General features: G+C 71.6%; 20 protein-coding genes. 7 read left to right on the top strand and 13 right to left on the bottom strand.

Annotation, left to right across the window (positions count from 1 at the left end):
* Positions 1-3 precede the first annotated feature (3 nt).
* The 3 genes from tilS to dacB form a co-directional block, all read right to left on the bottom strand.
* The gene (tilS, locus tag BZY54_RS23045) at positions 4-1,218 is read right to left on the bottom strand and encodes a tRNA lysidine(34) synthetase TilS (RefSeq protein WP_086727235.1); all 1,215 of its coding nucleotides are present in this window, start codon (positions 1,216-1,218) and stop codon (positions 4-6) included.
* Positions 1,219-1,411: 193 nt separating this feature from the next.
* Complete coding sequence (locus tag BZY54_RS23050) at positions 1,412-2,512, bottom strand: zinc-dependent metalloprotease (protein ID WP_086727236.1); 1,101 nt, start codon at positions 2,510-2,512, stop codon at positions 1,412-1,414.
* Between the two features lie 418 nt (positions 2,513-2,930).
* A complete protein-coding gene (gene dacB / locus BZY54_RS23055; RefSeq protein ID WP_086727237.1) occupies positions 2,931-4,550 on the bottom strand; it encodes a D-alanyl-D-alanine carboxypeptidase/D-alanyl-D-alanine endopeptidase in 1,620 nt (539 codons plus the stop codon).
* 79 nt (positions 4,551-4,629) lie between these two features.
* On the opposite strand from dacB, the gene BZY54_RS23060 reads away from it, so the two are divergent.
* Both BZY54_RS23060 and BZY54_RS23065 read left to right on the top strand, forming a co-directional pair.
* Positions 4,630-5,121 carry an inorganic diphosphatase gene (locus BZY54_RS23060; protein WP_028420992.1) on the top strand — a complete coding sequence of 164 codons (492 nt, stop codon included), beginning with the start codon at positions 4,630-4,632 and terminating at the stop codon, positions 5,119-5,121.
* Positions 5,122-5,328: 207 nt separating this feature from the next.
* Positions 5,329-7,095 (top strand): threonine/serine exporter family protein, encoded by a 1,767-nt coding sequence (locus BZY54_RS23065; protein WP_167414047.1) that lies wholly within the window; start codon positions 5,329-5,331, stop codon positions 7,093-7,095.
* Between the two features lie 21 nt (positions 7,096-7,116).
* Here BZY54_RS23065 and BZY54_RS23070 read toward each other — a convergent pair whose 3' ends face one another.
* Positions 7,117-8,145, bottom strand: a complete 1,029-nt coding sequence (locus tag BZY54_RS23070; RefSeq protein ID WP_425276303.1) for a DedA family protein — start codon at positions 8,143-8,145, stop codon at positions 7,117-7,119.
* A gap of 152 nt (positions 8,146-8,297) precedes the next feature.
* Between BZY54_RS23070 and BZY54_RS23075 the strand changes: the two genes are divergently transcribed.
* On the top strand, positions 8,298-8,663 hold the full coding sequence (locus tag BZY54_RS23075; RefSeq protein WP_086727239.1) for a YbjQ family protein: 366 nt from the start codon (positions 8,298-8,300) through the stop codon (positions 8,661-8,663).
* Positions 8,664-8,690: 27 nt separating this feature from the next.
* Here the strand turns inward: BZY54_RS23075 and BZY54_RS23080 are convergent, their stop codons facing one another.
* On the bottom strand, positions 8,691-9,452 hold the full coding sequence (locus tag BZY54_RS23080; protein ID WP_086727240.1) for a MerR family transcriptional regulator: 762 nt from the start codon (positions 9,450-9,452) through the stop codon (positions 8,691-8,693).
* Positions 9,453-9,583: 131 nt separating this feature from the next.
* On the opposite strand from BZY54_RS23080, the gene BZY54_RS23085 reads away from it, so the two are divergent.
* Entirely contained in the window at positions 9,584-10,876 is a 1,293-nt protein-coding gene (locus tag BZY54_RS23085) for an ion channel protein (protein ID WP_086727241.1), read from the top strand.
* A 31-nt stretch (positions 10,877-10,907) separates the two neighbouring features.
* On the opposite strand, the gene BZY54_RS23090 is transcribed toward BZY54_RS23085, so the two are convergent.
* The 6 genes from BZY54_RS23090 to BZY54_RS23115 form a co-directional block, all read right to left on the bottom strand.
* A complete protein-coding gene (locus BZY54_RS23090) occupies positions 10,908-11,687 on the bottom strand; it encodes an ABC transporter permease (RefSeq protein WP_086727242.1) in 780 nt (259 codons plus the stop codon).
* Entirely contained in the window at positions 11,684-12,643 is a 960-nt protein-coding gene (locus BZY54_RS23095) for an ATP-binding cassette domain-containing protein (protein ID WP_086727243.1), read from the bottom strand. The genes BZY54_RS23090 and BZY54_RS23095 overlap by 4 nt, the downstream gene beginning before the upstream one ends.
* 77 nt (positions 12,644-12,720) lie before the next feature.
* Positions 12,721-13,362 carry a PadR family transcriptional regulator gene (locus BZY54_RS23100; protein ID WP_086727244.1) on the bottom strand — a complete coding sequence of 214 codons (642 nt, stop codon included), beginning with the start codon at positions 13,360-13,362 and terminating at the stop codon, positions 12,721-12,723.
* A gap of 24 nt (positions 13,363-13,386) precedes the next feature.
* A complete protein-coding gene (locus BZY54_RS23105; RefSeq protein ID WP_086727245.1) occupies positions 13,387-13,926 on the bottom strand; it encodes a DinB family protein in 540 nt (179 codons plus the stop codon).
* 180 nt (positions 13,927-14,106) lie between these two features.
* Entirely contained in the window at positions 14,107-15,567 is a 1,461-nt protein-coding gene (locus tag BZY54_RS23110; protein WP_086727246.1) for an aldehyde dehydrogenase family protein, read from the bottom strand.
* A gap of 74 nt (positions 15,568-15,641) precedes the next feature.
* Positions 15,642-16,466: a helix-turn-helix domain-containing protein gene (locus BZY54_RS23115; protein WP_086727252.1), complete on the bottom strand. Its 825-nt coding sequence runs from the start codon at positions 16,464-16,466 to the stop codon at positions 15,642-15,644.
* 370 nt (positions 16,467-16,836) lie between these two features.
* Here BZY54_RS23115 and BZY54_RS23125 point away from each other — a divergent pair, with 370 nt between their 5' ends.
* Complete coding sequence (locus tag BZY54_RS23125; protein ID WP_086727247.1) at positions 16,837-17,424, top strand: ATP-binding protein; 588 nt, start codon at positions 16,837-16,839, stop codon at positions 17,422-17,424.
* Positions 17,425-17,517: 93 nt separating this feature from the next.
* Here BZY54_RS23125 and BZY54_RS23130 read toward each other — a convergent pair whose 3' ends face one another.
* Positions 17,518-17,787 (bottom strand): DUF397 domain-containing protein, encoded by a 270-nt coding sequence (locus BZY54_RS23130; RefSeq protein WP_167414048.1) that lies wholly within the window; start codon positions 17,785-17,787, stop codon positions 17,518-17,520.
* A gap of 444 nt (positions 17,788-18,231) precedes the next feature.
* Between BZY54_RS23130 and BZY54_RS23135 the strand changes: the two genes are divergently transcribed.
* Together BZY54_RS23135 and BZY54_RS23140 are read left to right on the top strand one after the other, a co-directional pair.
* Positions 18,232-18,747: a hypothetical protein gene (locus tag BZY54_RS23135; RefSeq protein ID WP_086727254.1), complete on the top strand. Its 516-nt coding sequence runs from the start codon at positions 18,232-18,234 to the stop codon at positions 18,745-18,747.
* A gap of 90 nt (positions 18,748-18,837) precedes the next feature.
* Positions 18,838-19,395: a DUF4232 domain-containing protein gene (locus tag BZY54_RS23140; protein WP_086727248.1), complete on the top strand. Its 558-nt coding sequence runs from the start codon at positions 18,838-18,840 to the stop codon at positions 19,393-19,395.
* 549 nt (positions 19,396-19,944) lie between these two features.
* Here the strand turns inward: BZY54_RS23140 and BZY54_RS23145 are convergent.
* Positions 19,945-21,078 (bottom strand): DUF2786 domain-containing protein, encoded by a 1,134-nt coding sequence (locus BZY54_RS23145; protein ID WP_086727249.1) that lies wholly within the window; start codon positions 21,076-21,078, stop codon positions 19,945-19,947.
* Positions 21,079-21,163 lie beyond the last annotated feature (85 nt).

Below are 21,163 nucleotides of genomic sequence, written 5' to 3' on the forward strand. Positions count from 1 at the left end.
GATTCAGCCTTGCCGAATCACCAGTCTGCCACCCTGCCGCCGGGCGACGACTTTGCCCGGGAGGTTGATGGCTCCTTGACCGCGCCAGCCGGTGATGAGCCGGTCCACTTCCTCGATGTGGCGGGCGAACAGGGAACCGGCCGGAGCACCGGCGTCGATGGCGGCGCGGCGCAGGATGCGGCGGCGCACGGCGGGGGGCAGCGCGTACAACTTGGCGCACTCCAGGCAGCCGGCGTCGTCGCGGACGGCGGCCTCGGCCTGGCTGGCCCAGGCGTCGAGGGCGTCGGCGTCGTCGCGGGAGAGCTGGGCGGTGCGGGCGAGGGCCTCGACGACGCCCTTGCCGAGCGCCTTCTCCAGAGCGGGCAGACCCTCGTGGCGCAGCCGGGACCGGGTGTAGGCGGGGTCGGTGTTGTGCGGGTCGTCCCAGACGGGCAGGGACTGGGCCATGCAGGCCTTGCGGGCGGTCTGCCGGTCGATGTGCAGGAACGGGCGCCGGTAACGGCCGCCGGCCCCCGAGACCGCGGCCATTCCCGACAGGGAGCGGATGCCGGAGCCGCGGGCGAGGCCGAGCAGCACCGTCTCGGCCTGGTCGTCGCGGGTGTGGCCGAGCAGGATCGCCGTGGCGCCGTGGCGTTCGGCGGCGGCGTCGAGGGCGGCGTAGCGGGCGTCGCGGGCGGCGGCCTCCGGGCCGCCGTCGCGGCCCACGGCGACGGCGACGGCCTCGACCGGGTCGAGGCCGAGTTCGCGCAGCCGCTGGGCGACCTCGTCGGCGCGCAGGTCGGAGCCGGGCTGGAGGCCGTGGTCGACGGTGACGCCGCCGGCGCGGACGCCGAGCTTGGGGGCCTCGAAGGCGAGGGCGGAGGCGAGCGCCATGGAGTCGGCGCCACCGGAGCAGGCCACGAGGACGAGCGGCGTCGGCGGGCGCTCGTGGTGCGCCTGCAAGGCGTGCGGGACCTGCGCGGCGGTGCGCCGGCCGCGGCTCGGTGTCGGCACGCCCAGGGAGGCCTGCCCGGAGAGCTGCGCGGTGCGCCGGCCCGGCGGAACCTGCTGTGTGTGGGCGCTGTGCGGCACCTGCGCGGCGTGCGGTGTCTGCGCGTGCGCGGTCTGCAGCTCGGGGCGGGGCAGCTCGACGTGGGACGCGGTCTGCTCGGTGAGGATGTCGTGGAGGACGCGGCGTACCGCCAGGCGTATCGCCGCGACCGCAGGATGGGGACCCATGTCCGGTTCCCTTCACGGAAGTTTTCGGGGGGTGAGCCCGAGTCGGTCACTCAGAGTGTGTCGATGGTGACAGAAACGGGCCGTTCCCCGAGCATTGCACGCCTACCCATCGCCTACGGTCCCTCGGACGGGTGATTGGAGGGGCGTTCGCCTGCCGTCGGCCGGATTCGGTTCACCCCGTCCTCACGCGGGTTCACGGCTCGCCCTTGCGGTGCACCCGTGCGACCCAGTCCGCCGGTTTGGCGATCTCCGCCTTGGTGGGGAGGGTGTTCGGCGAGGTCCACACGCGGTTGAAGCCGTCCATGCCGACCTGCTCGACGACGGCGCGGACGAAGCGCTCGCCCTCGCGGTACTGCCGCAGCTTGGCATCGAGGCCCAGCAGCTTGCGCAGGGCGGTGTCCAGCCGCGAGGCGCCCTTGGCACGGCGCTGCTGGAACTTCTCGCGGATCTCCGCGACGGTCGGCACGACCTCCGGTCCGACCCCGTCCATGACGTAGTCGGCGTGGCCCTCCAGGAGGGACATCACGGCGGTGAGCCGCCCGAGGATCTCGCGCTGGGCGGGGGTCTGCACCAGCTCCACGAGGGAGCGGCCGCTGTCGTCCTCCTCGCCCTCGGGGCGCCCGCCGACGAGCGACTGGGCGGCCTCCCGGATGCGCTCCAGGAACGCCATCGGGTCGACGTCGGTCTCCGACAAGAACGACTGGATCTCGCCCTCGAGGTGGTCGCGCAGCCAGGGCACCGCGGTGAACTGCGTGCGGTGGGTCTCCTCGTGCAGGCACACCCAGAGGCGGAAGTCGTGGGGCTCCACGTCCAGTTCGCGCTCGACGTGGACGATGTTCGGGGCGACGAGCAGCAGCCGTCCGCCGCCGTTCTCGCCCGCGGGCAGCTCGCGGGTGGCCGGGGCGAACGTCTCGTACTGGCCGAGCACGCGGGAGGCGAGGAAGGACAGCAGCATGCCGAGTTCGACGCCGGTGACCTTGCCGCCCACGGCGCCGAGGACCATGCCGCCGGGGCTGCTGCCGCGCCGCGCCTGCATCTTGTCCAGCAGCGGTTTGAGCAGCTCGCGGAACCCGGCGACGTTCGCCCTGACCCAGCCCGGGCGGTCGACCACGAGAACGGGCGTGTCGTGGGTCTCGTCCGTACCCAGACGAGTGAAGCCACGGACATGCTCCTCCGAGGACTTGGCATGCCTGCGCAGTTCCGCGACCACGGCGCGGGCCTCGTCGCGGCTCACCTCGGGGCCCGGCCGGACCAGCCGGGTCGCGGTCGCCACCGCGAGATTCCAGTCGACCATCCCGGGACTTGCGGCACCACCGATGCTCGTCATGCGTCAACGGTACGTGAGCGCTGCCGCTCGGGGCAGGCTGTGGGCGCGGGAGCGGTTTGCGTTGCTTGGGTGGTTGTCCCGGGACGCGGGCTCCCCTCCCCCGAGCTCGGGACGAGCAAGGACCCCGTGGCCCTGCGGAACACGCCAACGGCGGTGCCGGAGCCGCCAGGGTCTTTCGTCGTATCAGCGCGAGCCCGGCGTGATCGGAACGAGAGGTTCAGCTAAGGGGTGGCTGACACATGAGCGCAGGTCAAGGAGCGGTGTCCGGCGCATGCGAACGCAAGGCGCCGGCGCACCCTCGTGGCGGAACCGCATGGGCGTTTCGGCAGCGCCGCGAGCGTGCGTGCCGGACACCGAGACGCCGCGGGCTTGTGTCAGACACCCCCTAGCGGCAGCCGCAGGCCGAGAGCGCCGCTGCCGTCCTGTCCAGGGCCGACTGGGCCGCCTGCGGATCTGCCGTGCCCTCGGTCATGAAGGCGAAGGCCAGGAGGTGGCCGTCCCGGTCGACGGCCGTTCCCGCCAGGGTGTTCACGCCCGTCAGCGTGCCCGTCTTGGCCCGTACGATCCCGGCCGCGCCGTCCGAGGTGTAGCGGTCGGCCAGGGTGCCCGTGAAGCCGGCCACGGGGAGCCCGGTGAGCACCGGGCGGAGTTCGGGGCGGGCGGGGTCGGCGGCCTCGCGCAGCAGGGCGGTCAGCAGGTCCGCGGTGAGCCTGTCGGAGCGGTCCAGCCCGCTGCCGTCGTGGAACGCCGCGCCGTCAAGGGGCAGGCCGAGTGCCTTCAGCCGGGCGGCGATGGCCCGCGCGCCGCCGTCGAAGTCCGGCCGTCCGCCCGTCGCGGCGGCCGTCTGCCGGGCCAGGGCCTCGGCGATGTCGTTGTCGCTGTTGGTGAGCATGCGCTCGACCACGTCGGACAGCGGCGGCGAGGAGACGGACGCGAGGGTCTCCGCGCGGCCGGTCGCCTTGACGGGGCCGGGGGCGGAGGCGCGGATGCCGTGGTCCTGCAGGAAGCCGCCGAAGGCGCGGGCGGCCTCGGCCGCCGGGTCGGCCACGCGCGGGGCCGGGCCGCTGGTGGAGGCGTCGGTGCGGGCCTCGTCGGCCATCAGGGCGGTGACCGGGGCCAGGTTCTCGTTCACACCGATGGGGTGCAGGTCGGGGCCGGCGTACAGGGAGGTGTCGTACGACAGCGTGACCTTGCTCAGCCCGCGCCTCTTCAGGGCGGCCGCGGTCGCGTCGGCCAGGGTGCGCAGGCTCGCCCAGCCGTGGGCGTCCTTGCGGGCGGTGAGGGTGGGGTCGCCGCCGCCGACCAGGACGAGCTCCCCGCTGCCGGGCTCCAGGGCGGCGCGGGTGGTGAAGCGGTGGTCGGGGCCGAGGGCGGACAGGGCGGCGACCGCGGTGGCGATCTTGGTGGTGGAGGCCGGCGTGAGCGCGTCGCCGGCGGCCTGGCCGTAGAGCCGCCGTCCGGTGGCGACGTCGACGACCACGGCGGAGCGGCGGGCGCCGAGGGCGGAGTCGTGCAGCAGCGGGTCGAGGACGGTGGTGAGGGCCGGTCCGCCGGTCGCCGACTTCACCAGGCTGCCGCCGCTGCCGAGGCCCACCAGCACGGGTGCGGCACTGGGCGCTGGCCTCGGCCCGTCGGACGTACCGGACGTATCGGAAGTACGGCCGTGATCTGCGCCACCCGCGCGCTCCAGGGCGGCTGCCCGGTCCCGCTCGGCCGTACGCTGACCGGTGGAGTCCCAGGGACCGGCGGCGGTCACCACACCGGCGGCCAGCGCCAGTCCGACGGTGGCGGCGCCCGCTGTGTACTGCCAGGTCCTCGGCCCGGCGGCGCGTGACCGGGTCGCCCCCGTGAGCCGTGCGACCCGCGGTTCCACGGACCGCGCGGCCCGTACCAGACCCGGTCGTGCGGCCCGCGCCAGGTGTGCCAGACGCGGTCTCGCGGCCCGCGCCAGGCCTGCCAGAAGCGGTCTCGCGGCCCGCCAGCCCCTCAGCTCCGGCACGACCACCAGCCCCTTTCGCGATCACACACGTGCGTGAGGGACACTTAATCACCAGAACTATGTGCTGATCATGGAGGAGCCACCGGTGGAGTTCGACGTCACGATCGAGATCCCGAAGGGTTCGCGGAACAAGTACGAGGTGGACCACGAGACCGGTCGTATCCGCCTGGACCGTCGACTCTTCACTTCGACCAGCTACCCGGCCGACTACGGCTTCGTCGAGAACACCCTCGGCGAGGACGGCGACCCGCTGGACGCGCTGGTCATCCTGGACGAGCCGACCTTCCCCGGCTGTCTGATCAAGTGCCGCGCGATCGGCATGTTCCGGATGACGGACGAGGCCGGCGGCGACGACAAGGTGCTGTGCGTGCCGGCGTCCGACCCGCGTGTGGAGCACCTGCGGGACATCCACCACGTGTCGGAGTTCGACCGCCTGGAGATCCAGCACTTCTTCGAGGTCTACAAGGACCTGGAGCCCGGCAAGTCGGTCGAGGGCGCCAACTGGGTCGGCCGCGCCGACGCCGAGGCGGAGATCGAGCGGTCCATCAAGCGTTTCCAGGAGCACGGCGGTCACTGACCGTACGGCGCCCCGGGCCGCGTCCATCCCTCGGGGTGGCGCGGCCCTTCGGCGTACGGACACCCCTCGGCCCGCGGGCGCTCGGTGACCTGCGGGTGCCCGGTGACCTGGGGTGCCGTCCGGCCCGCGGGCGCCGTTTGACGCGTGGGTGGGGGTGTCCGCGCATACTGATGCTTACGGAAGGTGTAGTTCAGGGAGCGTTGCCCAGTGACGGATGCGGACGACCGCAAGCCGCAGTCGGACGAGGCGCGGAGCGCGTTCAGGCCTCCTGCGGATTCCTCGGTGACTCAGGCGACGCAGGTGATCCAGGTGCCGATAGTGGCGCCGGTGACGCCGGGGATGCCGGGGACCGACAACGAGTCGTCCACCACGTCGGAGTTCGCGGTCCCCGACGGCCTGGCGGTGCCCAAGCCCGGCGGTGAGTCGGAGACCACATCGGAGTTCGCGGTCCCCGACGGCCTGGCGGTGCCGGAGCACACGGCCGCGGAACCCGAGGGCTCCGCGTTCAGCCCGCCGAGCACCTACAGCGCCCGGCAGGCGCCGGCCGCCTTCACCCCGCCGGGCGGCATCCCGGCGGTCAGCCTGACCAAGGACATCCCCTGGCAGGACCGGATGCGCACGATGCTGCGCATGCCGGTGGCCGAGCGCCCCGCCCTGGAAGTGGTGCACAAGACCGAGGAGGGCGGCCCGGCCGTCCCGCGCGTCCTCGACCTGACCCTGCGTATCGGCGAGCTGCTGCTCGCGGGCGGCGAGGGCGCCGAGGACGTGGAGACGGCGATGTTCGCGGTCTGCCGCTCCTACGGCCTGGACCGCTGCGAGCCGAACGTCACCTTCACCTTGCTGTCGATCTCCTACCAGCCGTCCCTGGTGGACGACCCTGTGACGGCCTCCCGCGTGGTGCGCCGCCGCGGCACGGACTACACGCGTCTGGCGGCCGTCTTCCAGCTCGTCGACGACCTGACCGACACGGAGAGCCATGTCTCCCTGGAGGAGGCCTACCGGCGACTTGCGGAGATCCGCCGCAACCGGCACCCCTACCCCGGCTGGGCGCTGACCGGCGCTGCCGGGCTGCTCGCCGGAGCGGCCTCCGTCCTCGTCGGCGGTGATCTGATCGTGTTCGTCGCCGCCGCGTTCGGCGCGATGCTCGGCGACCGGCTGGCGTGGCTGTGCGCGGGGCGCGGGCTGCCGGAGTTCTACCAGTTCACGATCGCCGCGATGCCGCCGGCCGCGCTGGGCGTCGCGCTCACGGTGGCGCACGTCGACGTGAACGCGTCCGCGGTCATCACCGGTGGGCTGTTCGCGCTGCTGCCGGGGCGGGCGCTGGTGGCGGGCGTACAGGACGGGCTGACCGGCTTCTACATCACGGCCTCCGCGCGCCTGCTGGAGGTCATGTACTTCTTCGTCGGCATCGTCACCGGCGTGCTGGTGGTCCTGTACTTCGGCGTGAAGCTGGGCGCCCAGCTCAATCCCGACGCGGCGCTGGGCGTCAACGAGCAGCCGGTGGTGCAGATCGTCGCGTCGATGCTGCTGTCGCTGACCTTCGCCGTGCTGCTCCAGCAGGAACGGTCCACTGTGTTGTGGGTCACACTCAACGGCGGTGTCGCCTGGGTGGTCTACGGCGCGATGCACTACGTCGCCGACATCTCCCCCGTGGCGTCCACGGCGGTCGCCGCGGGCCTGGTGGGCCTGTTCGGGCAGTTGCTGTCCCGCTACCGGTTCGCCTCCGCGCTGCCCTACACGACCGCCGCGATCGGTCCGCTGCTGCCGGGTTCGGCGACGTACTTCGGCCTGCTGTCGATCGCGCAGAACAACGTCGACAAGGGACTCGTGTCGCTGGCCAAGGCGGTGTCGCTCGCCATGGCCATCGCGATCGGCGTGAACCTGGGGTCGGAGATCTCCCGGCTGTTCCTCAGGCTGCCGGGCGCCGGCAGCGCGGCGGGGCGCCGGGCCGCCAAGCGCACGAGGGGCTTCTGAGGCGCCCGTACGCCGGCGGTGTCAGGGAGCGCGGTAGTAGCCGCCGTTGTCCGGGTACTGCGGGCTTCGGCCGTACTCGCCCTGCTGATCGCCGTAGGGCTGCTGCTGATTACCGTAGGTCTGCCGCTGGTCGCCGTAGGGCTGCCGCTGGTCGCCATAAGCCTGTTGCTGGTCGCCGTAGGCGTGGTGCTGATCACCGTAGGGCTGCTGCGGGTGCTGCCGACCGTAGTACTGCTGGTCGTGGCCGCCGTACTGCTGCCGGTCCTGCGGCTGGTCGTGGCCGCCGTACTGCTGGGGCGACTCGATGCGGCGCAGGCGGGTCGTGGCGTCGTCCATGACCGGCTGCTGGTACGCCTGCGGGTCGTACGACTGCTGCTGGTAGGGCGGCTGCGGCGCCTGCTGCTCCTGGTGCTGGGCGGGGGCCGGCGCCTTCTTGGACTTGGAACGGGCCCGCAGGAACTCGATGGCGATCGGGACCACCGAGATGAGGACGATCAGGATGAGGATCGCCTCGATGTTGTTCTTGACGAAGTCGATGTTGCCCAGCCAGGAGCCGAGCAGCGTGACGCCCGCGCCCCACAGGGTGCCGCCGATGACGTTGAAGACCAGGAACGAGCGGTACCGCATGCCGCTGACGCCGGCGATGATCGGCGTGAACGTACGCACCACGGGCACGAAGCGGGCGAGGACCAGCGACTTGGGGCCGTACTTCTCGAAGAACTCGTGCGCCTTGGTGACGTTCTCCTGCTTGAACAGGCGTGAGTCGGGGCGGTTGAACAGGGACGGGCCGACCTTCTTGCCGAACATGTAGCCCGCCTGGTCGCCGAGGATCGCGGCGAGGCAGATCAAGGCTATGGCCGCCCACAGGGGGAAGTTCAGCTGGTTCGACGTGATCAGCAGACCGGCCGTGAACAGCAGGGAGTCGCCCGGCAGGAAGAAGCCGATGAGCAGGCCGGACTCGGCGAAGACGACGAGGAGCAGGCCCCAGATGCCGAAGGTGTCGAGAAGATGGTTCGGATCCAGCCAGCTCGGGCCGAGGGCAAGCGTCATCACGGTTCCGGGCTCCTGAGGGGTGAGGACGGGCGGCGGCGGATCGGCCTCCGTGGTTCTGCCGCACAAGCTATCAACGGATGGTGAACGCCTCGCGTTCCACCGGTGCCGAGGGGATGCGCCCCGAGCCGGGTGGCGTCAGGCTGTGAGCCATGAGCATCGAGGATTACGGCGGCGGACAGGGCCCCCAGTCGGATGTGCTGGTCGTCACGACGAACGACGTGCCCGGCCGCCGCGTGGAGCGGGTCATCGGCGAGGTCTTCGGTCTGACGGTGCGCTCCCGGCACCTGGGCAGCCAGATCGGCGCGGGACTGAAGTCGATGATCGGCGGGGAGCTGAAGGGGCTCACCAAGACGCTGGTGCAGACCCGCAACCAGGCCATGGACCGGCTCGTGGAGCAGGCCCGCGCGCGTGGGGCCAACGCGGTGCTGGCGTTCCGCTTCGACGTGACCGAGGCGGCGGACGTGGGCACGGAGGTGTGCGCGTACGGAACGGCGGTGGTCCTGGCCCGGGAGTGAGCCCGTGCACCGCCGGGCCAGGACGGGTCAGGAGGTGTGCCGGTCGGCGTTGGCGAGGATCGCCTCGCGCAGGTGCTCTGCGAGACCGGGGCGCATGGCGTCGTAGTACGCCTTGAAGCGCTCGTCGGAGACGTACATCTCCGCGAAGCACCGGTGCATCTCGTACGGGATGTCGAAGTAGTACCTGCTGACGTGCTGCCGGTGTTCCTCGGCCAGGTCCATGGCCGCCTCGCCGGACGGCTGCTCGCCGGCGGCCATCAGGGCGGTGTACCGCTCCTGCCACTCGTCGACCTCGGCCTGGATGCGCTTCCAGTCCTCCTTGGTGTAGGTGGCGGCGCGGCGCTGCGACTCTGCGTACGCCTCCGTGTTGCCCCAGCGCGTCTCCGCCTCCTCGCGATACTGCTCGGGATCCTTGTCCCCGAACACCTCGAACCGCTCTTCCGGGGTGAGGTTGATGCCCATCGTGCGTGCCTCCATGGCGTGCTCCACGGCCGTGACCATCTTCTGCAGCTTCTCGATCCGGGTGGTCAGCAGTTCGTGCTGGCGGCGCAGGTGCGCGCGCGGGTCCGTGTCCGGGTCGTCGAGCAGGGCCGCGACCTCCTCGAGCGGAAAGCCGAGCTCCCGGTAGAACAGGATCTGCTGCAGCCTCTCGAGGTCGGCGTCGTTGTAGCGCCGGTGGCCCGCGTGGCTGCGCTCGCCCGGGACGAGCAGGCCGATGTCGTCGTAGTGGTGCAGTGTGCGCACCGTCACTCCGGCGAAACCGGCGACCTGTCCCACGGTGTAGCTCACTTCCGCTCCTTTCTCGGTACGCGCTCCACGGTCCGCCCTCACGCGACGTGAGGTGCAAGGCCATTTCTCCCCCGGGTTCTCCTTCGGATGTTGCGCCGGGTTCATCACGCTTGCCCCCATATCGTGAGCCCGTGGCCCAGGAAACCCCGCAGCAGGCACCCGCCGGCCCGGCGGCACCGTCGGCCCCGGCCCGCGCGCTGCTGCCGCTGATCCTGCCCGCACTCGTCGCCGGCATCGGCTCCAGCCTGCTGTATCTGCTGGTGAGCGGGGTGGCCGAGCGGCTGCAGGGCGCGCTGTGGGGCGCTCTGCCGGACGCGCTGGGCATCGGCCGGTACTCCGTGGTGTGGATGCTGGTCATGCTGACCGCCACCGGGGTCCTGGTGGGCCTCGTGGTGTGGAAGGTGCCCGGGCACGCGGGTCCCGACCCGGCCTCGCTCGGACTGTCGGCCGCCCCGCTGTCCCCGGCCGTGCTGCCGGGCCTGCTGCTGGCGACCATGCTGATGCTGGCGGGCGGTCCGAGCCTCGGCCCGGAGAACCCGATCATCATGGCGAACGTGGCCCTGGCGTTCTGGCTGGGCCGCAGGCTGCTGCCCCGGCTGCCGGAATCGCTGTGGCCGGCGCTGGCCGAGGCGGCGACGATCGGCGCGCTGTTCGGTACGGCCGTCGCCGCCGCGCTGGTGATCTCCGAGGCGTTGGCCGGGCGGCCGATGAAGGGGGCGCTGTGGGACAACCTCTTCGCGCCGCTGGCCGCGGGCGCCGCGGGCGCCATGACCACCGGCCTGGTCGCCCACCCCACGTTCGACCTCGGCCTGCCTCCTTTCGGCCGCCCCCACTGGGGCGACTTCCTGGCCGCACTGGTGATCGCCTCCGCCGGCGCGCTGCTCGGCCTCGCCGCCGTCCAGGCCTTCCCGTACGTCCACCGGGCCTTCGCCCGGCTCCGGCACCCGATGCTCGCGCTCCCGGTCGGCGGCCTCGTCCTGGGCCTGCTGGGGGCGGCGGGCGGGCATCTGACGCTGTTCAAAGGACTGTCGGAGGTCGCGGAGCTGGGGCGGCATCCGGAAGGCTGGACGGCGGGGCAGTTCGCGGCGATGGCGGTGGTGAAGCTGGCCGCGCTGCTGGTCGCCGCGTCCTGCGGCTTCCGCGGCGGCCGGATCTTCCCGTCCGTCTTCATCGGGGCCGCGCTCGGTCTCACCGCCCACGCCCTGGTGCCCGCCGTGTCGCCCGCGCCGGCCGTGGCCGCGGGCGTGCTCGGCATGCTCATGGCCGTCACCCGGCAGGGCTGGGTGAGCTTGTTCACGGCCGCCGTCCTGGTCTCCTCGCCGACGGTCCTGTCGCTGCTGTGCTTCGCCTCACTGCCGGCCTGGCTGCTGGTGACCGGCCGGCCGCAGATGCAGTTGCGGGCCGACGGGACGGCGGTGCGGTGACCGCCGTCCCGCCTCCGCTACGGATACGGCGTCAGCGGCTCAGCCGTGCGAACCTCCGAAGCGCCGAGGGGAGGAACACCGCCAGCAGGACGAGCGGCCACAGGACGGCCGCGCCCACGTGCCCCGACTCCCCGCCCGGGCCGCCGAGCAGGTCCCGCACGGCCGTCGCCGTCTGGGACATCGGGTTCCACTCGACGGCCGTGCCCAGCCAGTCGGGCATGGAACGGGGCGCGGCGAAGGCATTGGACAGGAAGCCGACCGGCCAGACCAGGATCTGCACGGCCTGGATCAGTTCGGGCCTCCCGGCCAGCAGTGCGAGGTGGATGCCGATCCACAGCATGGCGAAGCGGAACAGCAGCAGGAGCCCGACCGCGCCCAGGAAGCCGCCGGGACCGCCGTGCGCGCGCCAGCCGAGCGCGTACCCGGCGCCGGCGAGGACGGCCAGAACCAGCGTCGACTGGAGCATGTCGGCGGCCGAGCGCCCCACCAGCACCGCGCCGTCGGCCATCGGCATCGAGCGGAAGCGGTCGATGACGCCCTTGTCGAGGTCCCGGGTGACGGCGAGCATCGTGCCTTCCAGGCCGAAGGCCATGGTCAGCGCGAGCATGCCGGGGACCAGGTAGTCGATGTAGTCGCCGCTCACGCCCCGGCCGCCGCCGACCAGGTAGCCGAACATCAGCAACAGCATCACGGGGAAGACCAGGCCCACGGCCACCTGGGCGGGCTGCCGTGCCCAGCGGGCGAGTTCGCGGCGGGTCATCGTCCAGGAGTCGGTCAGCGCGTACGCGCCCGTGCTCGCGCCGATGCTCATGCGGACTCCTTCACTCGGTGATCCTCTCCCGTGAGGTGCAGGAACACCTCGTCCAGCGTCGGGCGGCGCAGGGCGACGTCCTCCGCCTCGATGCCCGCCTCCTGCAGGGCCTGTACGACGCCGGAGAGGGCGGCCATGCGATCGGCGACCGGGGCGCTGAGCAGCCGGCGGTCGGGGTCGACGGAGACCGCGGTCATCGGCAGCAGGGCGACGGCCGCGCCCAGTTGACCTGCGTCGCGCAGCACCACGTCGATGCGGTCGGCGCCGGTGGCCGCCTTCAGCTCGTCCGCCGTGCCGTCGGCGATCACGCGGCCGGCGTCGACGACCGAGATGCGGTCGGCGAGCTGGTCGGCCTCTTCCAGGTGCTGGGTGGCCAGCAGGACCGTCGTTCCGCCGCCGACCAGGGAGCGGACCGCCGCCCACACCTCGGACCGGCCGCGCGGGTCGAGGCCGGTGGTCGGCTCGTCCAGGAAGAGCACCTCCGGCTCGGTGATCAGCGAGGCGGCCAGGTCCAGGCGGCGCCGCATGCCGCCGCTGTAGGCGCGCACCGGCCGGCGGCCGGTGCCGGCGAGGTCGAAGCGTTCCAGGAGTTCGCCGGCCCGCGCGCGTGCCGTCCGGGCACCCAGGTGGTGGAGGCGGCCGAACAGCTCCAGGTTCTCCCGGCCGCCGAGTTCCTCGTCGAGCGCCGCGTGCTGGCCGAGTAGGCCGATGCGCAGACGCACCGCGTACGCCTGGGTCACCACGTCGTGCCCGGCCACCTCGATCCGGCCCGCGTCCGGCCGCAGCAGGGTGGACAGGATCCGTACCAGAGTCGTCTTGCCCGCGCCGTTCGGGCCGAGCACCCCGTGCACCGTCCCACGCCCGACCCGCAGGTCGAGCCCGTCCAGCGCGTGTGCGCCGCCCTTTCCGCCGTACTTCTTGCGTGCACCTTCGACGGTGATCGCCGCTTCGGCCACAGACCGCTCACTCCCTAGCTAGCCAAATTTGACTACTGACCGAAGTTAGCGCGGCACACCACAGTGGTCAAACTTGATTAGTGGGCGTCTCCCCAGTGCGGTCGCCCCGTCGCGTACGGGTTCTCCTGCCCCTCCTCGAGGACGCCCACGAACGGCTCGCCCTCGCCGGCGAAGGTGTAGGCGCCGCCGCGGATGCGCTCGATGAGCCCGCGGGTCCATCGGGCGCCTGAGTCGGCGGAGTCCACCCAGAAGTTCATGATCTCGCCGATGTGCCCGAGCCGGCCGGGCCCGTCCTCGGGCGTGTAGTACTCGGTGACCGCCTTGCGCCACCCCTCGATGCCGCGCACCCGCTCCTGAAGGAGTTCGAGGGCCTCCGCGCGCTCCAGGTCGACCATGAAGCCGAGCGCGGCGGTGAGCACGTCCGGTCTCTGGTCGTAGGCGGTGAGGTACTCGCGCAGCAGTGTGAAGTACTCCTCCGTGCCCTTCTCCGTGATCTCGTACTCGACGCGCGGCGGGCCGCCCGCCGTGGACGGCGCGATCTCGTGCGCGAGCAGCAGCCCCTGCTTCGCCATCTGCTTCAGGGCGTGGTAGATCGAACCCGGCTTGGCGTTGGACCACTCGTGGGCGCCCCAGTACTCCAGGTCGTTGCGCACCTGGTAGCCGTGGGCCCGCCCGTGCTGGCGCACCGCGCCGAGCACGAGGAGGCGGATCGCTGACATGCCGTCCAGGTTATTGCCCGGGGCTCAGCCGCCCTGTTCCAGGGCCACCAGCTCGAAGGCCGTCCCGCCGTCCAGCGACTCGCGGATGATGTCGGCGTGTCCGGCGTGCCGGGCGGTCTCCCGGATCAGGTGCAGGCACACCCAGCGCACGGAGACCCGCTCGTCCGGCGGGAACCAGGGGTCGTTCGGCAGCGGGAAGGTGTCGTCGAGACTCGGGACGGACCGCACGTAGGCCTCAGTCTCCCCGGCGACCTTCTCCCAGTACGCCAGCTGCGAGGCGACGGTCTCGTCGCCGATCAGCTGGAAGCACTCGTGCCAGTTCGACTCGTCGCGCTTGACCGCCGGCGGCTCCTGCCTGGCCCGGGCCACCCAGCCCTGCTCGACCTCGGCGACGTGCTTGAGCAGCCCGCCCAGGGACAGCTCGCTCGCGCTCGGACGGGTACGGGCCTGCTCCTCGGTCAGGCCGAGCAGCGCCCGCCGGATCCCGCCCCGCTGCTCCTCCAGGAACGCGAGCAGCGCCCCGCGCTCGTCGCCCTGCGCCTCGGCTCGCACGTGAGTGACCATGACCGGCCGCCTTTCGTCGTCTTCGTCGGCTCCTGCTCGACACCACCCACGCTATGGGTCATAGAGGTCAGATTCTGTCCGCAACTCCTCGCGGGGCACAGGAAATCAGCGGGGCGGACTGGAGGAACAGGACACCAAGGAGGCGCAGCACGGGCAAGGTCCATCCGGGTGCGCGGCGGGTCAGAAGGGGAACCCGCTCCTGCCGTGCTGCACCGAGATCCACTTCACCGTGGTGAAGGCGTCCACCGTCGTCTCGCCGTTCAGGCGGCCGATCCCGGAGTGCTTCTCGCCGCCGAAGGGAACCAGCGGCTCGTCGTGGACGGTGCCGTCGTTCACGTGGAACATGCCGGTGTCGATCTGCTTGGCGAAGGCGACACCGCGCTCGATGTCCGCCGTGTGCACGGCACCGCTGAGCCCGTACGGGGTGTCGTTGACGATGCGGACCGCCTCCTCCTCGCCGTCGAAGGGGATGAGGAAGGCGACCGGGCCGAACACCTCCTGCCTCAGCAGGGCGGAGTCGGCGGGCACGTCCGTCAGGACGGAGGGGGAGACCAGGTTGCCCGCGGTGGTGCCGCGCACCAGGGCGGTGGCTCCCTCGGCCATGGCCTGCTCCACCGCCCCCGACACGACGCTCGCCTGGGCGGAGTTGATGACCGGGCCGATGACCGTCTGCGGGTCGCGCGGGTCGCCGACCTTCAGCGACTTCACCTTGGCGACGAACTTCTCCGTGAACTCCTCGGCGACCGAGCGGTCCATGAGGACGCGGTTCGCGGCCATGCAGACCTGACCCTGGTGGACGTACCGGCTGAAGACGGCCGCGTCGACCGCGTAGTCGAGGTCGGCGTCGTCCAGGACCACGATCGCGCTGTTGCCGCCCAGTTCGAGGACCGAGCGCTTGAAGTTCGCGGCGCAGACGGTGGCGACGTGCCGGCCGATCTGGTCGGAGCCGGTGAAGGAGATGACCCTGGGGACCGGGTGCTCCAGGAAGGCGTCGCTGATCTCCGCTATGTCCGTGACAACGATGTTGAGCAGACCGCCCGGCAGCCCCGCGTCCTCGAAGATCTTCGCGACCAGGGTGCCGCCGGCGATCGGTGTGTCCTGGTGCGGCTTGAGCACCACGGCGTTGCCGAGCGCGAGGGCGGGCGCGACCGACTTGATAGACAGCAGGAAGGGGAAGTTGAACGGGCTGATCACACCCACGACACCGACCGGAACGCGGTAGACCCGGTTCTCCTTGCCCTCGCCCGGCGAGGGGAGGATCTTCCCCTCCGGGCGCAGCGTCAGGTGGACCGACTCGCGCAGGAACTCCTTGACCAGGTGGAGCTCGAAGGCCGCCTTGAGGTGGGTGCCGCCCAGCTCAGCGATGATCACCTCGGTGATCTCCTGCTCGCGCTCCTCGACCAGGCGCAGCGCCTTCTCCATGACCGCGCGGCGGGCGTAGGGGTTGGTCGCGGCCCACTTCTTCTGGGCGCGGGCGGCCGCCCGGTAGGCCTGATCCACCTCGTCGGCCGTGGCTATGGTGATCGAGGCCAGCTTCTCGTCGTCGTACGGGTTGACGTCGATGATGTCCCAGGAGCCGGTGCCTGGACGCCACTCGCCGTCGATGTACTGCTGGGCCAGGCCGGTGAAGTAGGACGACATGTGATCCCTCGCATCCCAGGCGCGCTGTCTGATGAGACGTCATCGTACGTGCGGACGCAGCAGGTTGCGGGGAACTAGGAGAGCTGCAGCAGCCCGCGCAGCAGGTCCCGGCTCTCGTCCGGTCCGGGGCTGTCCTGCTGCAGTTCCTTGAGCGCCTTCTCGTACTGCGTGACGTCCTCGCGTTTGTCCAGGTAGAGGGCGCTGGTCAGCTGCTCCAGGTAGACGACGTCCGACAGGTCGGACTCGGGGAAGCTGAGGATGGTGAAGGCGCCGGACTCGCCGGCGTGCCCGCCGAAGCCGAACGGCATGACCTGCAGCCGCACGTTGGGCCGCTCGGAGATGTCGATCAGGTGCTGGAGCTGGCCGCGCATCACCTCGCGGTCGCCGTACGGGCGGCGCAGGGCGGCCTCGTCCAGGACGATGTGCAGCTCCGGTGCGTTCTCGGAGACGAGGTACTTCTGCCGCTCCAGACGCAGCGCCACCCGCCGCTCCACGTCGGCCTCGTCGGCGCCCTGCATGCCACGCCGGACCACCGCGCGGGCGTAGGCCTCGGTCTGCAGCAGCCCGTGCACGAACTGCACCTCGTAGACGCGGATCAGCGACGCCGCGCCCTCAAGACCGACATAGGTGGGGAACCAGTTGGGTAGGACATCGGTGTAACTGTGCCACCAGCCCGCGACGTTGGCTTCTCTGGCGAGCGAGAGGAGCGAGGTTCGCTCCGTCTCGTCCGTGATGCCGTACAGGGTCAAGAGGTCTTCCACATCGCGCGTTTTGAAGCTCACCCGGCCCAACTCCATCCGGCTGATCTTCGACTCCGAGGCGCGGATCGAGTACCCCGCCGCCTCGCGCGTGATCCCCCGTGCTTCCCGCAGCCGCCTGAGTTGCGAGCCGAGCAGCATGCGCCGCACCACCGATCCGGGCTCTCCCGCGCTCACGTTCGCCAGCCTCCCCAACCGTCTTCAGGGGCCGCAGTCTGCCACTAAATCACTCCGAGCAGTACTCGCATGATTACGGAAACGGAGAGAGATCAAAGAAAGCGCGCAGCCGGAGGCAAGAAGGAGGCATACGGCGGACGAGAAGATGGCGGAAAAAATGGCCAGTAAGCGGTACGGGAGGGTCCAATTCGGTCCGATGCACGTGCATCTGCCCTTGCATCTGCTGTTCGCATCCGAAACCATGGTCCCGCGCCACCGCTGCATCGCCACGACCACCGCATCGCAACATCGCGATTTCCCGGGAGTGCCTCGCATGGGGACGAATGGATCGACCATGCTCGAGCCGTTACGGCAGGGCCTTCCGCCGCTGGATCCCGCGGCAGCGTCCGACGCCGCCTCCTGCGCCCTTCCCGCCCGCTACGACGCCGTTCGCGAGGCCAGACGTTTCACCCGCAGGACGCTCGACGAGTGGGAGCTGAGCGACCGCTTCGACGACGTCTGCCTGGTGGTCTCCGAACTCGTCACCAACGCCCTGCGACATGCGGTGCCGGCCGCGTCCGCCACGCGCGTGTGCGAGCAGCAGGGCCCGTCGGGCCAGGGTCCTTCGGAGCCGGGTTCGTCGAGGCAGGGTCCGGTCTCACCCGGATCGCCGGGGCAGGGCCCGTCGGGGCGGCATCCGCTCGATCAGGCCCCGCCGGTGCGGTTGCACCTGATGCACTGGACCGAGCGGCTGGTGTGCGCCGTGCGCGACCCCAGCCAGGACAGCCCGGTCGCCCGCGCCACGGACGACTTCTCCGCCGAGTCGGGCCGCGGCCTGTTCCTCGTCGACTCCTTCAGCGACAGCTGGGGCTGGCACCCGCTGGCCGGCGGCCTGGGCGGCAAGGTCGTCTGGGCGCTGTTCCGGTTCCGGCCCTCCGGGTGAAGAACCGCGGCGCTTTCCGACGCCGCGGTTCTACGCGCGTTACACGCCGTCATCCGCCCTTCACCCCGCGCGAACCACGAGAGCGGCGGTGGATCAGCTCGCGATCAGATGGTCGAACTCGCCGTCCTTGATGCCCAGTAGCATCGCCTCGATCTCCGCGCGCGTGTAGACGAGCGCCGGACCGTCGGGAAAACGCGAGTTGCGCACGGCCACCTCTCCGCCCGGCAGCCGCGCGAACTCCACGCAGGAGCCCTGCGAATTGCTGTACCGGCTCTTCTGCCAGGCCACATCGTGCAGCAGCGCGGCCGCCATGCCGTTGTACACGTCGTACTCCTCGTACACGCCCTCAACGTCGTGGTCCACAGGTCGCTCCCCGGTGGTGCACTGGCTGGTGTGGCCATTGATGCATCGGTCAACTGAACCCGGATCATAACCTTGTTCATGTGCACTTGCATGAGCAGATGCACGTGCACGCGGAGTGCTTCGGCGGTTACAGCTTTGACGCGTGTTTTACCGAGGCTGTTCGAGCACCTGCCCAGGAACTGGCAGGACATGCGCTCGTCGGCCCTCGTTCGTGATCTTTCGCGCCGCCGTCCGCGCGGCTTTGCCCGGATCGAAATCCCTCGCGCACAAGAAAGAGACGCACGGCGCGGCCTTCTTGTTCCAACATTCACGCAAGAGCCCGGTGGACGGGATCAGCGCGATGAAGATCTCATCGGTGATCGCTGTACTTCCTGGTAGCTTTCTGCGGTCATAAGGCCGCGGTGCGGCCGGCCGGTTCCATGTTGGGGGCTTGCAGTGACCACGGTGAACACGACGGCCAGGGCGGCGCGGGTCGCGGCCGCCGGACTGCTCGGCGCGCTCGCGCTGACCGCGTGCGACAGCGGCTCCGGTTCGGGGTCCGGGCACAGCACCTCAGCCACCCCCGGCGCGTCCACCTCCGCGACCGCCGGCGACAGCGCCGGAACGAGCGGCACCGGCGGCGGGAGCGGGACCGGTGGTACGACGGCCAAGGGCGGCGAGCTGACCGGCAGTTGGCTCGCCACCAGCGGCGGCAAGGCGGTGGTCCTGATGATCACCGGGGATCAGGCGGCGCTGTTCTCCACCGACCGGACCACGTGCACCGGAACCAGGAGGGAGGAGTCGGGGAAGGACGTGATCCACCTCCGCGCGTGCAAGGCGCGTACGACAGGCACGGTGGACTCCGTCAACAAGACCACTCTTCGGGTGACCTGGGAGGGTGGTCTCGGCAGGGAGACCTACACCCGGTCCGAGGGCGCGGCGCTACCCTCGGGGCTCCCCACGGCGAGCCTCGGCTCCTGACGTTCGCGTAAGGCCCGTGGTGGGACGGGCAACCGTTCCGCCTGCTCGTACGTGATGATCCTTGAGCATCGTCACGACCCAAGGAAGCTCATGCGCGCCATTCCGATCACCGTCACCGCCCTCGCCGCGGCCCTCCTGCTCACCGCCTGCGACAGCGGCGGCGGCAGCGACAGCAGCGGCAAGGACACCGGGAGCAACAACACCGGGAGCAAGAACACAGACGCCACCGCCTGCCGGATCGGCGAGGTCGGGCTGCAGGTCGGCCCCGCCAATGCCGCACCCGCCGCCGGGGACACCGGCAACGTGCCGGTCACACTCACCAACCGGGGTGCCCGGTGCACCCTGGACGGCTTCCCGGGCGTCACCCTGTCCGCCGGGAGCACCTCAGCGAACGTGGCGGAGGACAAGACCGGCGCCCCGCAGAAACTAACCCTGTCCAAGGGGGACACGGCGACCTTCACCCTGACCTACGTGCGGGGCAAGGAGGGCGACGGCAAGAGCCTGGCGGCGACCTCGCTGAAGATCGGCCTGCCCGGCGCCGCGTCCGAGCCCCGGAGCTTCACGTGGTCGTACGGCCCGGTGCAGGGCAAGAAGGCCGCGGGCGACCCGGACGCGTCGGTGACGGCCTTCCAGCAGGCCGGGGACTGAGGGCGTTCGCGCCCGGCCGGGACCGGCCGAACGGGCTCGCATCCGGCCGAGACTGAGGCGGTTCGCGCCCCGCCGGGACCGGCTGAACAGGCTCGCATCCGGCCGAGACTGAGGCGGTTCGCGCCCCGCCGGGGCGTGGCCGGTTGCGCCGGCCGGGGGCTGACTGAGCGGGTTCCGCCCGGCCGGGACTGAGGCGGTTCGCGCCCCGCCGGGGCGTGGCCGGTTGCGCCGGCCGGGGGCTGATTGAGCGGGTTTCGCCCGGCCGGGACTGAGCCGGCCGGGGGCTGAGTCCGCCGCGGACTCAGCCGGCCCCTGGCTGAACGGGCCGCCGGGCGAGCGGGCCTCTGGCTGAGGGGGCACCGGGTGAGCCGGCCCCTGGCTGAGCGGGCCGCGGACCGCGTCGGCCGCGGCGTGAAGCCGGCCGCGGAGTGAGGACGCCCGGGGACGAGCCGGCCGCGGAGTGAACAGGCCAGGGACCTGGTGGCCGCGGACCGAGCCGATTTCCGGTCGGCCGGGCCGGCCGACCGGGTCTCGCGGGCTCACGAGGGCTCAGCTCAGCGGGCGGCGTGACTTCACCTGCGCCCGGTCCGCCGCCTGTGCGCCCTCCGCCCAGCCCGCCACGTCGTTCACCCCGCGCAGGCGGGTGGTGGTCGTCTCCGGGAACATGCGCTCCAGCCGGTCGGTGACCGCGACGTCCCGGCTCGCCAGGACGGGGAGGAGGTCGTCGGTCACCTGGGTCTCGGCGGCAGCCGCGAGCCGGGTGCCGATGCGGTGGGCGTAGGCGGCGAGGAAGGACTGCCGGAAGGTCTTGGTCCGCTTGCGCCCGCCCGCTCTCTGCGCCGCCTCCGCCCTGGTCATCGCGGCCGTGGCCTGGACGAGCAGCGAGGTGTACAGCAGCTCGACCGCTTCCAGGTCGGCCTCGAAGCCGACGACGGTGGAGAAGCCGAGGGGTTCGTTCCACACGGCGCGGCAGTGGTTGGCGGTGGCGACGGCGTCCAGCAGGACGGCCTTGGCCTGCTCGTACGGCGGCTCCACGCCGATCCGGCAGGCGCCGGGGGCGTCGGGTGACGGGGCACGGGCAGCGAGCAGCGCCTCGTCGACGCTGTGCCGGGCCATCAGTTCCTGCGCCTTCGCGCTCAGGGCCTCGGCCTCCTCCGGGTAGCCGGTCGCCTCCGCCTTGGCGAGCAGCGCGCGGATCCGGCCCAGCATGCGGGACTCGCCGTCGCTCCGCCGTGCGGCGGGTACGGGCCCGGTGGAGGCGTCCAGGGTCTCGAGCGCGGGCAGCCGCAGCAGCAGGCGGTACAGCTCCAGCACGGCGGTGGCGTACGAGAAGCGGTCGGTACGGGGCGGTTCCGCGTGGGTCAGCTCGTCGAGCTGGGCGGCCCAGCGCCGGCCGCGCGGACGGTCTTCGGCGGCCTGCGCGCGGATCAGCGCCGCCACGAGCCGTACGTGGACCTCGTCGAGCTCCCGCCGCACGATCCGTACGACATCGGCGGGCTGCCAGCCGCGCCGCCAGGCGGTTGCGACGAACTCCCCGCCGCGCCGGGCGAGTTCGGCGTCCACGGCAGGGTCGGCCGCGAGCAGGGAGGCGCCGGTGTCGAGGGCCTCGTCATGGACTCCGGTGGCGGTGGCGGAGTAGAGGGCGGCCCGGAAGGCGCGGTCGACGGTGCTGGACGTGCTCACGGGCCGATCGTGTCATGGGCGCGCGCGAGTCTGTCCACACCCTGTGGACAGCGGTACGCCCAGTGGCACATGGCGACGCGGCCCG

Source organism: Streptomyces carpinensis (assembly GCF_002154505.1).
Taxonomy (GTDB): domain Bacteria; phylum Actinomycetota; class Actinomycetes; order Streptomycetales; family Streptomycetaceae; genus Streptomyces; species Streptomyces carpinensis.

What these genes read in the sequence shown, in the direction of transcription:
- BZY54_RS23110 (WP_086727246.1), bottom strand. Translation starts at nt 15,567, where the DNA reads ATGTCGTCCTACTTCACCGGCCTGGCCCAGCAGTACATCGACGGCGAG.
- BZY54_RS23140 (WP_086727248.1), top strand. Translation starts at nt 18,838, where the DNA reads ATGCGCGCCATTCCGATCACCGTCACCGCCCTCGCCGCGGCCCTCCTG.
- BZY54_RS23075 (WP_086727239.1), top strand. Translation starts at nt 8,298, where the DNA reads ATGAGCATCGAGGATTACGGCGGCGGACAGGGCCCCCAGTCGGATGTG.
- tilS (WP_086727235.1), bottom strand. Translation starts at nt 1,218, where the DNA reads ATGGGTCCCCATCCTGCGGTCGCGGCGATACGCCTGGCGGTACGCCGC.
- BZY54_RS23050 (WP_086727236.1), bottom strand. Translation starts at nt 2,512, where the DNA reads ATGGTCGACTGGAATCTCGCGGTGGCGACCGCGACCCGGCTGGTCCGG.
- BZY54_RS23090 (WP_086727242.1), bottom strand. Translation starts at nt 11,687, where the DNA reads ATGAGCATCGGCGCGAGCACGGGCGCGTACGCGCTGACCGACTCCTGG.
- BZY54_RS23105 (WP_086727245.1), bottom strand. Translation starts at nt 13,926, where the DNA reads ATGGTCACTCACGTGCGAGCCGAGGCGCAGGGCGACGAGCGCGGGGCG.
- BZY54_RS23100 (WP_086727244.1), bottom strand. Translation starts at nt 13,362, where the DNA reads ATGTCAGCGATCCGCCTCCTCGTGCTCGGCGCGGTGCGCCAGCACGGG.
- BZY54_RS23125 (WP_086727247.1), top strand. Translation starts at nt 16,837, where the DNA reads ATGCTCGAGCCGTTACGGCAGGGCCTTCCGCCGCTGGATCCCGCGGCA.
- BZY54_RS23070 (WP_425276303.1), bottom strand. Translation starts at nt 8,145, where the DNA reads ATGACGCTTGCCCTCGGCCCGAGCTGGCTGGATCCGAACCATCTTCTC.
- BZY54_RS23115 (WP_086727252.1), bottom strand. Translation starts at nt 16,466, where the DNA reads ATGCTGCTCGGCTCGCAACTCAGGCGGCTGCGGGAAGCACGGGGGATC.